This window comes from Solirubrobacter ginsenosidimutans, assembly GCF_027587205.1.
On sequence record NZ_JAPDOD010000035.1, the window covers coordinates 25,400 to 39,489 of the forward strand.

The 14,090-nt window shown below is 71.7% G+C and carries 11 protein-coding genes; 8 read left to right on the forward strand and 3 right to left on the reverse strand.

From position 1 onward, the window contains the following. Positions 1–64: 64 nt before the first annotated feature. Positions 65–787, forward strand: a complete 723-nt coding sequence (locus OM076_RS29910) for an ABC transporter ATP-binding protein (protein ID WP_270043797.1) — start codon at positions 65–67, stop codon at positions 785–787. A 1-nt stretch (position 788) separates the two neighbouring features. Continuing rightward, positions 789–3,245, forward strand: coding sequence for an FtsX-like permease family protein (locus OM076_RS29915; protein ID WP_270043798.1), 2,457 nt, complete (start codon positions 789–791; stop codon positions 3,243–3,245). A 111-nt stretch (positions 3,246–3,356) separates the two neighbouring features. Here OM076_RS29915 and OM076_RS29920 read toward each other — a convergent pair whose 3' ends face one another. Both OM076_RS29920 and OM076_RS29925 read right to left on the reverse strand, forming a co-directional pair. Next, entirely contained in the window at positions 3,357–5,099 is a 1,743-nt protein-coding gene (locus tag OM076_RS29920) for a PAS domain S-box protein (RefSeq protein WP_270043799.1), read from the reverse strand. Then, complete coding sequence (locus tag OM076_RS29925; protein ID WP_270043800.1) at positions 5,096–6,967, reverse strand: PAS domain S-box protein; 1,872 nt, start codon at positions 6,965–6,967, stop codon at positions 5,096–5,098. The genes OM076_RS29920 and OM076_RS29925 overlap by 4 nt, the downstream gene beginning before the upstream one ends. A gap of 120 nt (positions 6,968–7,087) precedes the next feature. Here OM076_RS29925 and icmB point away from each other — a divergent pair, with 120 nt between their 5' ends. From icmB to OM076_RS29955, 6 genes are read left to right on the forward strand one after another with little or no spacing between them, the layout of a single operon-like run. Further along, on the forward strand, positions 7,088–7,492 hold the full coding sequence (gene icmB / locus OM076_RS29930; RefSeq protein WP_270043801.1) for a coenzyme B12-dependent isobutyryl CoA mutase small subunit: 405 nt from the start codon (positions 7,088–7,090) through the stop codon (positions 7,490–7,492). 39 nt (positions 7,493–7,531) lie between these two features. Beyond that, positions 7,532–7,852: a DMT family transporter gene (locus OM076_RS29935; protein ID WP_270043802.1), complete on the forward strand. Its 321-nt coding sequence runs from the start codon at positions 7,532–7,534 to the stop codon at positions 7,850–7,852. Further along, the gene (locus tag OM076_RS29940) at positions 7,833–8,339 is read left to right on the forward strand and encodes a TetR/AcrR family transcriptional regulator (RefSeq protein WP_270043803.1); all 507 of its coding nucleotides are present in this window, start codon (positions 7,833–7,835) and stop codon (positions 8,337–8,339) included. The genes OM076_RS29935 and OM076_RS29940 overlap by 20 nt, the downstream gene beginning before the upstream one ends. A gap of 55 nt (positions 8,340–8,394) precedes the next feature. Then, positions 8,395–9,189 carry an electron transfer flavoprotein subunit beta/FixA family protein gene (locus tag OM076_RS29945; protein WP_270043804.1) on the forward strand — a complete coding sequence of 265 codons (795 nt, stop codon included), beginning with the start codon at positions 8,395–8,397 and terminating at the stop codon, positions 9,187–9,189. Continuing rightward, positions 9,186–10,154, forward strand: coding sequence for an electron transfer flavoprotein subunit alpha/FixB family protein (locus OM076_RS29950; RefSeq protein WP_270043805.1), 969 nt, complete (start codon positions 9,186–9,188; stop codon positions 10,152–10,154). The genes OM076_RS29945 and OM076_RS29950 overlap by 4 nt, the downstream gene beginning before the upstream one ends. A 6-nt stretch (positions 10,155–10,160) precedes the next feature. After that, positions 10,161–11,861 (forward strand): electron transfer flavoprotein-ubiquinone oxidoreductase, encoded by a 1,701-nt coding sequence (locus OM076_RS29955; RefSeq protein ID WP_270043806.1) that lies wholly within the window; start codon positions 10,161–10,163, stop codon positions 11,859–11,861. On the opposite strand, the gene OM076_RS29960 is transcribed toward OM076_RS29955, so the two are convergent. Next, positions 11,854–14,049 (reverse strand): hypothetical protein, encoded by a 2,196-nt coding sequence (locus OM076_RS29960; protein WP_270043807.1) that lies wholly within the window; start codon positions 14,047–14,049, stop codon positions 11,854–11,856. The two genes, OM076_RS29955 and OM076_RS29960, sit on opposite strands and share 8 nt — an antisense overlap. Between the last annotated feature and the right edge of the window lie 41 nt (positions 14,050–14,090).

The window sequence follows — 14,090 nt, forward strand, 5'->3', positions numbered from 1 at the left end:
AACCGCGGGACTCCTCTGCGCCCCAGCGACAGGGCGGGCCGGCGGCGGGAGAGTGTCTCAGACCATGACTGCTCTGTTTCTCGACTCCCTCACTCGTGACTTCGGCTCCGGCGACGGCGTGGTCCGCGCGCTCGACGGCGTCACCCTCAGCTTCGAGCGCGGCACCTTCACGGCCGTCATGGGACCTTCGGGCTCCGGCAAGTCGACGCTGCTGCAATCCGCCGCGGGGTTGGACCGGCCGACGTCGGGACGCGTGCGGCTCGGCGATGTCGAGCTCAGCGCGCTCGGCGAGAAGGCACTGGCGCGCCTGCGACGCGAGCGACTCGGGTTCGTCTTTCAATCCTTCAACCTGCTCGGCGCGCTGACCGCGGCGCAGAACGTCGCGTTGCCGTCACGGCTGGCGGGGCGCCGGTTGCGTCGTGAGCAGGTCACGGCGGCGCTGGCGGCGGTCGGTCTCGCCGATCGCGCCGGGCATCGTCCCGCGCAGCTCTCCGGGGGTCAGCAGCAGCGGGTGGCGATCGCGCGCGCTCTGGTCGGCGAGCCGGAGCTGCTGTTCGCCGACGAGCCGACCGGTGCTCTGGATCTGCGCGCGGGGCGGGAGGTGCTCGCGCTGCTGCGCGACACCGTGGACCGCGGCGGGCGCACGCTCGTCATGGTCACCCACGACCCGAGCGCCGCGGCGTACGCCGACCGCGTCGTGTTCATGGCCGACGGCCGTCTCGCGGGTGAGCTCGTGGCGCCGACGGCCGAGCAGGTCGCCGAGCGCATGACCGGGCTGGGGGAGTGACGTGTTCCGCATCTCTCTGCAGACGCTGCGGGCGAACCGCGGGACCCTCGCCGGCGCGTTCGTCGCCCTCTGGCTGGGCGTCACGCTGGCCTATGGCGCCGGGTTGCTGATGGCGGGTGCGTTGAGCGCGCCCGGCCCGGGACGCTTCGCGGCGGCCGACGCGGTCGTCCAGGCCGATCCTGAGATCGCGACCGCCGAGGACGAGTCGGCGGACGTCGCTCCAGCGCCGCTGCTCGACGCGGCGCTGGTACGACAATTCGCGGGCGGGGTCGGCGACGTCTCCTTCCCGGTCGGCGCGTTCGACGCCGCGGGCCGGTCCGTGAGCCCCGATCCGCTCAGCGCCCACGGGTGGGCGAGCGCGGCGCTGACGCCGTACACGCTCGTGTCCGGCCACGCGCCGGCGGGTGCGCACGACGTCGTCGCCGACACGAGATTGCCGGTCGGCTCACACCTGCGCATCGCGACGCCCGCGGGCGAGTCCACCTACCGCGTCACCGGCACCGTCCGCGGCCCGGCCGGCCCACCCACCCTCTTCTTCACCGACGCCGTGGCCTCCCGCCTCTCCGGCCACCCGGGCAAGGTCAACGCGATCGCCCTTGCATCCAAGTCGCATACCGGGGTCAGACCCCGGTGTACAAGTTGCACACCAGATGCATACATGAACCGCGAGGCGGGTCTCGTGGCGGCTCGCCGGACCGCGGCCGGCATCGCCGCCGACCCGCGGTTGAAGGTGCTCGACCGCGCGCACGCCGCTGACGCCGACGCGAGCGACTCGCGCGCGGCCGACCGGGTCGCCCTGATCGCGATCTTCGGGACGATGGGCGGGATCAGCGCGATGGTCGCGCTGTTCGTCGTCGCAGGCACGTTCTCGCTCGCGATCGTCCAGCGGCGGAGCGAGATCGCGGTCCTGCGCGCGCTCGGCGCCGCGCCGCACCAGGTTCGCCGGCTGATCGCGGGTGAGGCGCTGATCGTGTCGGTCGTCGCCGGCGCTTTCGGCATCCTCGCCGGGAAGCCGCTCGCCCACGCCATCGTGGACGTGATGGCCGACCATGGTGCGGTGCCGCCCGGGTTCGCGCCGGGCACGTCGTGGATTCCGCTCGTCGCGGCGTTCGGCGGTGGGATCCTCGTCGCGCAGGTCGCGATGTTCGCCGCGGCTCGCCGCGCCGGTCGCACCCGCCCCGCCGAGGCGCTGCGCGAGGCAGCGATCGAACGTGCGCGGCCGGGTGTGTTGCAGCTCGGCGTCGGCGTCCTCCTGCTCGGTGGCGGCGTCGCGATGGCGCTGCTGTTCAAGGGCACGTGGGCGGTCGCGTTCGCGATCCTCGAGGGGATGCTGCTGGCGGCGGGCGTCGGGCTGCTCGGACGCGCCCTGCTCGGCGTGCCCGCCGCACTGCTCGCGTGGCCGCTGCGGCGCTTCGGCGCGTCCGGCCTGCTCGCCTCGACCGGGCTGGCCGCCAACCGCTGGCGGACGGCCGCGCTGGCGACCCCGGTCGTGCTCGTGGCGATGCTGGCGGGGACGCAGGGCATCGTCCAGACCAGCGGGCAGCGTGACGCGGAGCGCGTCACCGCCAAGCGGGTGACCGCGCCGTTCGTCGTCACCGGTCGCGACGGCGCGCCGCTCCCGGACGGGACGGCCGAGCGGCTCGCGAAGCTGGACGGCATTGCCGGGATCGCGTCCGCGCGGACCACCGATATCTACCCCGAGAAGTCCGTCTATGCCGAGGACGCTCCGTGGCCCGCCGCGGGGCTCAAGGCCACAGGCAAGCCCACGCTCGACCTCCAGTTCACGTCGGGGGACCTGCGCGGCGTGCACGGCGACACCGTCGCGGTGAGCCACGTGTTCGCCCAGACGGGTGACCTGAAGGTCGGCGACACGTTCGTCGCCCGCCTCGCCGACAAGTCGCGCCACACGCTGCGCGTCGGGGCGATCTACACCCGCGCCGCGGGACTGGGCGACGTCGTGCTCGCCGATGCCCCCGCGCCCACCGCGGCGATCTTCGTCGCCGGTTCGCGCGCTGCACTGGACCGCTACGCGAAGGGCCGCAACGGCGTCGAGGTGCTGACCCGAGGCGGGTACCGCACCCGCGTCCACGCCATCGGGCAGGAGAACTCGTGGGGCGTGTGGATGATCGTCGGGCTCGCCGCCCTGTTCGCGGCGCTCGCGCTGATCAACACCGCCCGGATGGCGACCTCTGAGCGCCGCGCCGAGTTGGCGACGATTCGCCTCCTCGGCGGCACCCGCGGCCAGCGCCTGCGCACCGCGATCCTCGAGAGCATCCCGACGACCCTCGTCGCCCTCCTCGCGGGTGCCGCCGTCGTGGCCATCTCCGTCCACGGCATCCCACTCGGCCTCACCGGCATCCCCCTCGCCATCCCGGCGACGATCCTCGCCGCGATCGCGGCCGGAGCCCTCGCCCTGGGCCTCCTCACGGCCCTCGCCACCAACCTAAAGCACACCTAAGGGGTCAGACCCCTTAGGTTTCCTTTAGGTCGCGTTTGGCCGCGCAACGCCGGTTCTCGGCCGCCACGCAACCTAAACGCCAGCTAAGGGGTCTGGCCCCTTAGGTGGGCGTTAAGTTGGGATTTCGGCTCGGAGGGTGGTGCCGGCGCCGAGGGGGGAGTCGATGGTGAGGCGGCCGTTGAGGGCCTCGACGCGGTCGGCGAGGCCGCGCAGGCCAGAGCCGCCGGCGGGGTCGGCGCCGCCGGCGCCGTCGTCGGAGACGATGATGCGGGCGGTGGTGTCGACGCGGTCCACGGAAATGCGCACGACCGAGGCGCCGGCGTACTTGGCGACGTTGGCCAGGGCCTCGCTGACGACGTAGTAGGCGGCGGCCTCGACCGGGCCGGGCAGGCGCTCGGCGCCGATCGACACCGAGAGCTCGACCGGCAGCGGCGCGCGGTCGGCGACGGCGCGGACGGCGGGCTCCAACCCGCGCTCGGTCAGTACCGCCGGGTGGATGCCGCGGGCGAGCTCGCGCAGTTCCGCGAGCGCAGAGGTCAGCTCGTCGCCCGCCCGCAGCAGATCGGCGTCGTCCGGATGCCGCCGCGCCGCCAAACGCAGCATCAATGCCAAAGACACCAGCCGCTGCTGGGCCCCGTCGTGCAGGTTGCGCTCCAGCCGCCGGCGCTCCGCGTCACCCGCCGCGACGATGCGCGCCCGCGACGCCGCCAGCTCCTCCCGCGCCTGCGCGTTCGCCAGCGCCTGCGCGGCCAGCTCGGCGAAGTAGGAGATGCGCTGCTCGGCGTCCTCCGGGAACGGCTCGGGGTCCATCGTCGAGACCACGACCGCGCCCCACAGCGCCCCGCCGAGGAAGATCGGCGCGGCGACGACCGCCCGCACGCCGTACCCGCGCATCGTCGCCGCCAGCTCCCCCTCCGCACCCGCGTAGGAGTCCATCCGCGCCGCCCGCCCCGTCCGCCACACCCGCGTCACCGCCGTGTCGCCGTCGAGCGGCATCCGCGTCCCCGGCGGCAGCACGTGCTCGGGCGAGAGCGCCCACCCGCCGATGATCGTCCCGGCCAATCCGTCGGGGTCGAACCGGAACATGTGCGCCGTCCGCGCGTCGAGCAGCCGCCCGACCTCCTCACCCACGAGCCCGAACAGCCGCGCCGGGTCGTACTCGGCCGCGACCGCCGTCGCCACCCGCCGCAGCGCCGCCTGCTCGTCCGCCAGCCGGTGCAGCGTGGCCTCGGCGACGTAGCGGGCGGTGAGATCGCGCAGGTAGCCGTAGAAGACCGGCGCCCCCGGCATCTGCGGCCGCGTGACGACCACCTCGACCGGGAACTCCGATCCGTCAGACCGCATCGCGGTGAGCTCCACCCGCCGCCCGACCACCGGCCCGCGCCCCGTGCGCAGGTAGCGCTCCAACCCGGACCGGTGCGCCTCGCGCAGAGACGGCGGGATGATCAACTCCGCGACGCGGTGACCGACCATCTCCGAGGCGGAGTAGCCGAACAGCCGCTGCGCCGCGCGGTTGGCAGACAGCACCACCCCCGACGCGTCCATCGTCACGACGGAGTCGAACGCGACGTCGAGCATCGCCCGCCGCCGCGCCTCCATCTCGCGCAGCGACGCGAACAGCGCGACCTGCGACGCGACGCTCTCGGCCGCGGCGCGCAGCGCCTCGTCCGGTGGTCCGGTCTCGATCAGCAGCGCGCCCGTTCCCGGGATCGGCACCCTGAGCGTCCCGCCATCCCAACGCAAAACACCCTCGTCCCCGCGCACGAGCACCCCCGGCAGATCCTCCTCGAACGCGTCCGAAGCGGAGGCGGCGAGCGCCCCCGTGACGCTGCGCAGCAGCTCGGCCGCGGTCATCGCCCGCAAGGGATCTCGGCGCGCAGCGTCGTTCCCGCGCCGGCCGGGCTCTCCAGCGCGAAGCGCCCACCCAGCGCCTCGACCCGGTCCGCGAGCCCGCGCAGCCCGGACCCGCGCCCGGCCACCGCCCCGCCCACCCCGTCGTCGCGCACCTCGATCAGCGCCCGCGCGTCCGACCGCCCCACGCCCACCGAGACCACGGACGCGGAGGCGTACTTGGCGACGTTCGTCAGCGCCTCGGCCACGACGTAATAGGCCGCTGCCTCAACCGGTCCGGGCAAGCGCTCGCACAGATCGATCGAGATCTCCACCGGCAGCGGCGCCCGCGCCGCCAGCGAGGCGACCGCCGGCTCCAGCCCGCGCTCGGTCAGTACCGCGGGATGGATGCCGCGCGCGAGCTCGCGCAGCTCCTCCAGCGCGAACGTCAACTCCCCGCCCGCCCGCGCCAGGTCCGCGTCGTTCGGATGTCGCCGCGCCGCCAACCGCAGCGTCAGCGCCAGAGAAACGAGCCGCTGCTGCGCGCCGTCGTGCAGGTTGCGCTCCAGCCGCCGGCGCTCCTCGTCGCCCGCCGCGACGATGCGGGCGCGCGACGCGGCCAGCTCCTCGCGCGACTGCGCGTTGGCGAGCGCCTGCGCGGCCAGCTCGGCGAAGTCGGCGATCCGCTGCTCCGCGCCCAGTGGCGGCGGCTCGGGCTCCACGCTCGACACGATCACCGCGCCCCACAGGCGACCCTCGAGGAAGATCGGGCCCGCGACCGCATTCTGGAAGCCGAGCGAGCGCAGCGACTCCGCGAGCTCGCCGTCGAGCGAGGCGTAGCTCTCGATCCGCGCCGGCGCACCCGTCCGGTACACGCGCGCCGACGCCGTGTCGCCGTCCATCCGCACCGTCTCGCCGACGGGGATGTTGCTGACCGGCGCCTCGCTCCAGCCACCCACGACGGTCGCCATCTCGCCCGCGTCGAAGCGCACCATGTTCGAGCTCTGGGCGCCGAGCAGCCGCGCGACCTCCTCGGTCACGACCCCGAACACCCGCCGCGGATCCCCCGATCCCTCCGCCACCGCGGTCGCCACCCGCCGCAGCGCCGCCTGCTCCTCCATCAGCCGCTGCTGGTCGCGCTCGCGCTCGTGCACCTCGGTGACGTCGCGCAGGTAGCCGCAGAAGAGCGGCGGACCGGGCAGATCGGCGCGCGTGATCACCACCTCGCACGGGAACTCGCTGCCGTCCTTGCGCATCCCCTCGAGCTCGAGCGGGTGATAGGCGATCGAGGTCGCGCCGGTCTCCAAGTACTTCCGGACTCCGCGCCGGTGCGCCGCGCGCAGCGACGGCGGGACGATCAGCGCCGCCAGCTCGCGGCCGATCATCTCGTCCGCGCGGTACCCGAAGGTGCGTTCCGCCGCGCGGTTGACCTCGACCACGTTGCCCAGGTGATCCATCGTGATGATGCTGTCGAAGGCGGCGTTGAGGATCGCCGTCTTGCGTGCCTCCGAGGTCTGCACCGCCTGCACCGCGCGGCAGCGCTCGACGAACACCGAGATCTGCGTGCCGAGGCTTTCGAGCGTCGCCAGCATCGCGTCGTCGAATGCCAGTGGCCCGGTCGTCGCGAACGCCATCACGCCCACGCCGCGGAGCGGGAACGCGAAGGTTCCCTCGGCCGACACCGGCCCGCTCGCAGCCGCCGAGGCGACCAGCGCCGCGCCGAGCGCGGCGCCCGCCGGCCACGTCTCAACGCAGTGGAACTCGTCGTCCTCGCCCGGGAGCCACATCGCTCCGGCGCAGCCGAGCGACTCGCCGATCGCGGCCAGCAGCCCGGGATAGGCCTCGCGCTCGCCCGCGGCCGTGGCGAGCACGCGCACGACGGCGTGCTCCATCCTGAGCAGCGCGGCAGCGTCTGGGTGAGCGGGTGGTCGCAACCGCGCCAAGCTTGTCGGTTCCGCCTGCGCTCATCAACCGTTCGCCAAAAACGAGGAAGTCCTCGTAATATCCGAGACATGGCCCCATCGACCAGGAAAATCCGCGTCGTCGTGGCCAAGCCCGGCCTCGACGGACACGACCGCGGAGCGAAGATCATCGCCCGCGCCCTCCGTGACGCCGGCATGGAGGTCATCTACACCGGCCTCCATCAGACGCCCGAGCAGATCGTCGAGACCGTCCTGCAGGAGGACGCCGACGCCGTCGGGCTCTCGATCCTCTCGGGCGCGCACATGACGCTGGTCCCGCGCGTGATCGAACTGCTGCGCGAGCAGGACGCGGGCGACGTGGTCGTCACCGTGGGCGGGACGATCCCCAATCAGGACATCGCGGAGCTCAAGCAGCTGGGCGTGGCCGAGGTCTTCACGCCGGGAGCGCCCACCCAGGCGATCATCGATTTCATCGAGGGCGCGGTCACGCCGTGACGCCTTGAACTGTACCGTCTGGACGGTACAGTGGAGGGCATGACCGCCATCTATCTCGCACTCGCCATCGCGTCCGAAGTCATCGCCACGCTTGCTCTGAAGTCCTCCGAGGGCTTCTCCAAACCCTTACCCGCGGCGATCGTGGTCGTCGGCTACGGCATCTCGTTCTTCCTGCTCGCCCTGGTGCTCAAGCACTTCAGCGTGGGCACGACCTACGCGATCTGGTCGGCCGTCGGCACGGCCGCGATCGCGCTGGCCGGCATCGCCCTCTACGGCGAGACCGCCAACGTCCTCAAGATCGCCTCGCTCGGGCTGATCATCCTCGGCGTCGTGGGGCTGAATGCCGCAGGCACGCACTAAAGACAGACTCCTCGACGCCGCCGGCGCCGTCGTCATGCGCGACGGCGCCCAGGCGCTGACGCTCGACGCCGTGGCGCTGGAGGCCGAGGTCTCCAAGGGCGGGCTGCTCTACCACTTCAAGTCCAAGCGCGACCTCGTCGAGGGCCTGATCGAGCGCTGGCTGGCCGAGTTCCAGAAGGAAATGGACGAGGAAGACCCGGACTTCGTGCGCGGGTACGTGAAGGCCTCCGCGCCCGCGGGGAACGAGTTGGGCATGCTCGCGGCGCTGATCGGCGACCCCTCGCTGCTCGTCGCGGTGCGCAAGCAGTACGGGATCTGGCAGGATCGGGTGGAGCGCGAAGGGCGCGATCCGGTCGATGCCACGGTTGCCCGTTTGGCCGCCGATGGGCTTTGGCTGGCGGAATTGTTGGGTATGGGGCCTCCGACGGGAACCCTGCGAGAGCAGGTTCTCGAACGTTTGTTGGACCTGGCCGAACCACTGGATTGACTGGTCAGTCAACGCGCTAGGATGCCGAACGTTCGTTCTTGATATGAGGTGACTTGTGAAGATCTGCGTCCTGGTCAAAGAGGTCCCGGACGCCGCCGTCGAGAAGCGCATCAACAGCTCGACGGGGCGTTTGGACCGGAGCGGGGAGAAGACCCTCAACCCGTTCGACACGCACGCCATCGAGGCGGCGATGCAGCTCAAGGAGGGCGGCGCGCTCGGTGTCGACGAGGTCGTCGCCGTGACGATGGGGCCGAGCACCGCGACGCGCGCGCTGCAGAAGGCCGTCTCGCTGGGCGCTGACCGCTCCGTGCACCTCACCGACGACGCGCTCGCGGGCTCGGACGTCAACGGAACCGGCTACGCGCTGGCCAAGGTGCTCGAGGCCGAGGCGCCGGACCTGGTCCTGCTGGGCCAGCAGTCCGACGACGGCGAGTGCTACACGATCGGCGCCGTCGTCGCCGACCACCTCGCGATGCCGAGCCTCACGCAGGTGATCAAGATCGACGTCGAGGACGGCGGCCTGCGCTGCGAGCGCCAGGCCGAGTACGGCTACGACACGGTGCAGGTCGCGCTACCGGCCGTCATCTCCGTCGGCGACGCCATCAATGAGCCGCGCTACCCGTCGCTGAAGGCGATCATGGGCGCCAAGAAGAAGCCGCTGGAGACCAAGTCGGCCACCGACGCCGGGATCGAGGCCGACCGCGTCGGCTTCGAGCACGCGCGCGCCCACTGCTCCGACTTCGCCGCCCCGCCCGCCAAGTCCGCGGGCCTGATCATCGAGGACGAGGACACCAACGACACGGTCGAGAAGATCGTGGCGTGGCTGGACGAGAGGAAGCTTCTGTCATGAGCGGGATCCTGGTCTACGCGCTGCACTACGACGGCGCGTTCAACAAGAACTCGCTCGGCGCGGTGTCCGAGGGCGCGAAGCTCGCGGCCGAGCTCGGCACCGAGTGCCACGCGATCGTCGTCGGCGAGGGCGTCAGCGACGAGCTGGTCTCCCAGCTCGGCAACTACGGGGCGAGCAAGGTCTACCGCGTCGAGGGCCCGGAAGGCCTCGCGCAGCCGGTCGTGGACGCGATGGCGGCCGCGATCGAGGCCAACGACCTCGGCTACGCGCTCTTCGGCGGCGGCCTGCTCGGCTTCGAGATCGGCGCCGGCCTCGCCGCGCGCCTGGACGCCGGCGTCTGCATGGAGGTCACCAACGTCCGTGTGGAGGACGGCAAGCTAGTCGCCGAGCGCCCGATCCTGGGCGACTCGCAGATCAGCTCGGTCCACTACCGCTCCAAGGTCGGCGTGATCATCGGCCGCCTCAATGCCTTCGAGACGAAGGAAACCGGCGGGACCACGACCGTCGAGGACCTCAACGTCGAGTTCCGCGCCCACTCGCTGCAGGCCAAGATGGTCCAGCGTGGCGAGCAGCGCGGCGCCAACGTCAACATCGAGGACGCCGACATCCTCGTCGCCGGCGGCCGCGGTCTCGGCAAGAAGGAGGGCTTCGACGCGCTCGAGGAGCTCGCGGGCGCGCTCGGCGGCGCCGTCGCGGCGACCCGCGCGGTGGTCGACGCCGGCTGGTACTCCTACTCCGCCCAGATCGGTCAGACCGGCAAGACGGTCGCCCCGAAGCTGTACCTCGCGGCAGGCATCTCCGGCGCGATCCAGCATAAGGTCGGCATGCAGGCCTCCGAGAACATCGTGGCCATCAACAAGGACTCCAACGCGCCGATCTTCGAGTTCTCCGACCTCGGCATCGTCGGCGATCTGAACAAGATCGTCCCCAAGCTCACCGAGGCCGTGAAGGCCAAGAAGGGCTAACGCACGATGTCCGCCGCCCCCAGCCAATTCCCGCCCCCGGTCGACTCCGCCAAGGAGTTCGCCGGCCCGCCGACGGACGCCGAGGACGAGCGGATCGAGGTCGGCGTCGCGATCGTCGGCGGCGGCCAGGCCGGGCTCGCCTGCGCGATCCGGCTGCTCCAGCTGCTCGAGGATGACCCCGAGCTGACGGAGTCTCTCGGCGAGGTGCCGGTGGCGGTCATCGAGAAGGGCCGCGTCGCCGGAGCGCATCAGCTCTCCGGCGGCGTGATGAACCCGTCCGCGATCCGCGAGCTGCTGCCCGACGACGACTCGTGGCCGCACTACGGCGAGGTCAAGCGCGAGACGGTCTACTTCATGCTCAACCGCAAGCGCGCGGTGCCGCTGAAGCCGACCCCGCCGCCGTTCAAGAACCACGGCAACTACGTGGTCTCAGTGGCGGAGGTCAACCGCTGGCTGGGCGAGAAGGCCGAGGAGATGGGCGCCTACGTGCTCACCGAGACGGTCGGCGCGAAGCTGCTCGTCGACGACGACAAGGTCGTCGGCGTCCGCACGGGCGACAAGGGCCGCGACAAGCAGGGCGGCGAGAAGGGCAACTTCGAGCCCGGCTCGGACGTGATCGCCAAGGCGACCGTGCTCGCCGAGGGCAACTGGGGCCACCTGACCGGCGCCGCCTTGAAGGTGCTGGACCTCGCGCCTAAGGACCCGCAGGTGTGGGCGCTGGGCGTCAAGGAGGTGTGGGAGGTCGAGAAGCCGTTCGAGAAGATCGTCCACACGCTCGGCTGGCCACTCCGCGCGAGCGGCAAGTGGAAGGAGTTCGGCGGCTCCTGGATCTACGGCATGAACCGCGACGGCGAGACGCCGAAGGTCTCGATCGGGTTCGTGACCGGCCTCGACTACACCGACGCGCGCTTCTCCGTCCACGACGTGCTGCAGGAGTTCAAGCTGCACCCGCTCGTGAAGAAGATCCTCGAGGGCGGCAAGCGCACCGCGTGGGGCGCGAAGGCGATCCCCGAGGGCGGCTACTGGGCGATGCCGACGCTGCACGCGCCCGGCATGGTCATCGCCGGCGACGCGGGCGGGATGGTCAACGTCCCCAAGCTCAAGGGCATCCACTACGCGATCGAGTCCGGCCGGCTCGCCGCGGAGACGATCTACAAGCAGCTCAAGGCCGGCTCGAGCGACTTCTCCGCCTACGAGAAGGACATCTACGCCTCCGAGATGGGCAAGGAGCTCTACGAGTCGCGCAACATGAAGCAGCCGTTCGCGCGCGGGCTGATCGTGGGCGGCGCGATCACCAACGCGATGGTGGTCACGAAGGGCCGCTTCCCGGGCGGGCACTGGGCCACGCACCGCGACTCCGAGTCCCCGCTGAAGCTCGGCACCGGCCGCGAGAAGCGCTACCCCAAGCCCGACGGCAAGTACACGTTCGACAAGCTGAGCGGCGTCTTCCTCACCGGCAACGCGACGCGCGACGACGCGCCCTCGCACATCCGCATCCAGCAGCGCGTGCCGCGCGAGGTGGGCGAGGGCTGGGCCTGGATGTGCCCCGCGGGCGTCTACGAGGTGCCCGAGGACGCGCCCGAGGAGGGGATGATCGACCTGATCGTCAACCCCTCCAACTGCGTGCAGTGCGGCGCGATCACCGCCAAGGGCGGGCGCCTGACCCCACCCGAGGGTGGGGACGGGCCGGTCTACCAGATCACCTGACGCGGAGCGTGACCGTCTTCGTGGAGACGGTCACGCGCTTGCCGCCCACGGTCTGCTCGGCCTTGAGCTTGACCGAGAGCTTGTGCGCCTTGGCGAGGGACCGCTTGGCGGCCGCGGTGAGCTTGAGCGTGAGGGTCTTGCTCGCGCCGCCGGCGAGGACCAACGTGGCGTGGCCGACGGTCTTCTTGCCGGCCGTGAGCGTGAAGGCCAGTACGCACCGGGTCCTCGCGTCGCCCTTGCACTTCGCCGCGACCGTGACGACCCTCTCGGCGGCCTTGACCGAGCGCAGTGAGGCGACCGGGTTCGCGGGCGCGACCGGAACGGGCGTCACCGTCGGCGTGGCCGCGGGCAGCTCCTCGGGGGCCGGCACCGGCGTGGCCGTCGCAGTCGCGGTCGGTGTGGCGGTCGGTGTCGGTGTCGGCGTCGGCGTGGCCGTCGGCTGCGGCTCGCCGTACGCCACCAGGTAGCCGGACCGGTTGACGGCCACGCAGGTGTCCTCCGCGGCGCATGAGATGAAGTCCATGCCGCCGACGGCGCCGATCGGCGTCGGGGCGTCCCAATTCGTGCCGTCGTGGATCAGCGTGCTGCCCGACCCGCCGATGGTCATGCAGAACGACGGCGACGCGCACGAGACGCCGGACCCCCACCCGATGGTCTTCGGCGTGCTCCACACGCCGTTGCGACCGTTCACGGCCCTGCCGCCCAGGTCCAAGGCGACGCAGAAGCCCGCTGCCGGGCACGAGATCGACGTCAGGGGGTAGTCGTCGACGTGCACCGGCGCACTCCATTGCGACCCGTCGAAGGTCGTGACGTCGCCCAGATAGTCGACGGCGGCACAGTACGTCGCACTCGCGCAGGAGACGGCGGAGAACCCGATGCTGCCGACCGCCGTCGGCGCGCTCCACGTGCCGTTGCGAAGCGTGCGGGAAGCCCTGTTGTAGCCGTCGTACGCCAGGCAGAAGGACTCCGTGGGGCACGAGAGAAGGTCGAGGGACTCGGCACTGGTCTCCACCGGCGCCCCCCAGTGCGCGCCATCGAACGTGACCGCGGCGCCCCACTGGTCGATCGCGACGCAGTGCTTCGGCGAGGCGCAGGAGACGGCCACCCCTCGGTTGACCGCGTCCTGGATCTTCGTGGGCGGCGACGCGCTGTGCCCATTCCAGGTGAGCGCCCGGCCGTTGGAATCGAGCACGGCGCAGAACGTCGTGGTCGGGCACGAGATGGACTTGAGGTTCGCGCCGACCGCCTCCGGCTCGCTCCACTTCCCGCCGCTGAGCGTCACCGCGGTGCCGTTGGCGTCGACCGCCGCGCAGAACGTCATCGACGGGCAGGAGATCCCTCCGGGTCGCGCTCCGGTCGCGCTGTCGTAGTAGTCGTAGTTGTCGTCGGCCCAGTCGGGATCGCTCCAGGCGCCGTTGCGATAGGTGGTCTCGAGACCGTCGTAGGTCATGCCGATGCACGACCCGTCGACCGGGCAGGAGATCGACGCCGTGCCGAAGTAGCTCACCGGCCGCCCCAGCCCTTTCTGCGCCCACGTCGACCCGTTGAACACGGACGTGGACGTCTCGCTGACGGCAACGCAGAAGGACGCCGACGAGCAGGCGATCGCGGTCGCGTCGTTGCCGAGTACCGGCGTCCGCGCGCCCCACGTCCCGCCGGAGTACGTCACCACGCCGCCGCTGCGCTCGAGCGCGGCGCAGAAGGAAGTCGACGGGCACGAGACCGCGACCACGGCCGTCGCACCGGTCGGCGCGCCGGCGCTCCAGCTGCCGTGGTCCAGCACGAACGCATCGCCGCTGACGTCCAGCGCCGTGCAGGACGTCGTCGTCGGGCAGGAGACCGCCGGGATCGACTGGGCGCCGGCGATCACGCCCGCGGTCCAATTGCCGCCGGCAAGGGTCGCGACGACCCCGTCCTTGCCGACCGCGGTACACGTCCCGGGCGCCGGGCAGGCCACGGCCTGCAGCGCCGCAGCGTCGCCGACGGGAACCGGGGTACTCCATCCCGCGCCGTCGTAGATCGAGGCGTTCGCGCCCCCGACGGCGGCGCAGAACGTCGCCGACGGGCACGACACCGAGGTCGTGACGAGCTGCGGTGCGATCAGCATCGGCGGCGACCAGCCGGCGGCTTGCGCGACACCTGAGAACACGGTGAGGAAAAGCACGACGATCAGCAGGAGTCGACCCATGGTGGGCGCGTTATAGCGGCCTTCACGGCGCCGAAGGTTTA

Excerpts from the sequence above, each read along its gene's own strand:
- icmB (WP_270043801.1), top strand. The coding sequence starts at position 7,088 with ATGGCCCCATCGACCAGGAAAATCCGCGTCGTCGTGGCCAAGCCCGGC.
- OM076_RS29950 (WP_270043805.1), top strand. The coding sequence starts at position 9,186 with ATGAGCGGGATCCTGGTCTACGCGCTGCACTACGACGGCGCGTTCAAC.
- OM076_RS29910 (WP_270043797.1), top strand. The coding sequence starts at position 65 with ATGACTGCTCTGTTTCTCGACTCCCTCACTCGTGACTTCGGCTCCGGC.
- OM076_RS29960 (WP_270043807.1), bottom strand. The coding sequence starts at position 14,049 with ATGGGTCGACTCCTGCTGATCGTCGTGCTTTTCCTCACCGTGTTCTCA.
- OM076_RS29940 (WP_270043803.1), top strand. The coding sequence starts at position 7,833 with ATGCCGCAGGCACGCACTAAAGACAGACTCCTCGACGCCGCCGGCGCC.
- OM076_RS29935 (WP_270043802.1), top strand. The coding sequence starts at position 7,532 with ATGACCGCCATCTATCTCGCACTCGCCATCGCGTCCGAAGTCATCGCC.
- OM076_RS29920 (WP_270043799.1), bottom strand. The coding sequence starts at position 5,099 with ATGACCGCGGCCGAGCTGCTGCGCAGCGTCACGGGGGCGCTCGCCGCC.
- OM076_RS29955 (WP_270043806.1), top strand. The coding sequence starts at position 10,161 with ATGTCCGCCGCCCCCAGCCAATTCCCGCCCCCGGTCGACTCCGCCAAG.
- OM076_RS29925 (WP_270043800.1), bottom strand. The coding sequence starts at position 6,967 with ATGGAGCACGCCGTCGTGCGCGTGCTCGCCACGGCCGCGGGCGAGCGC.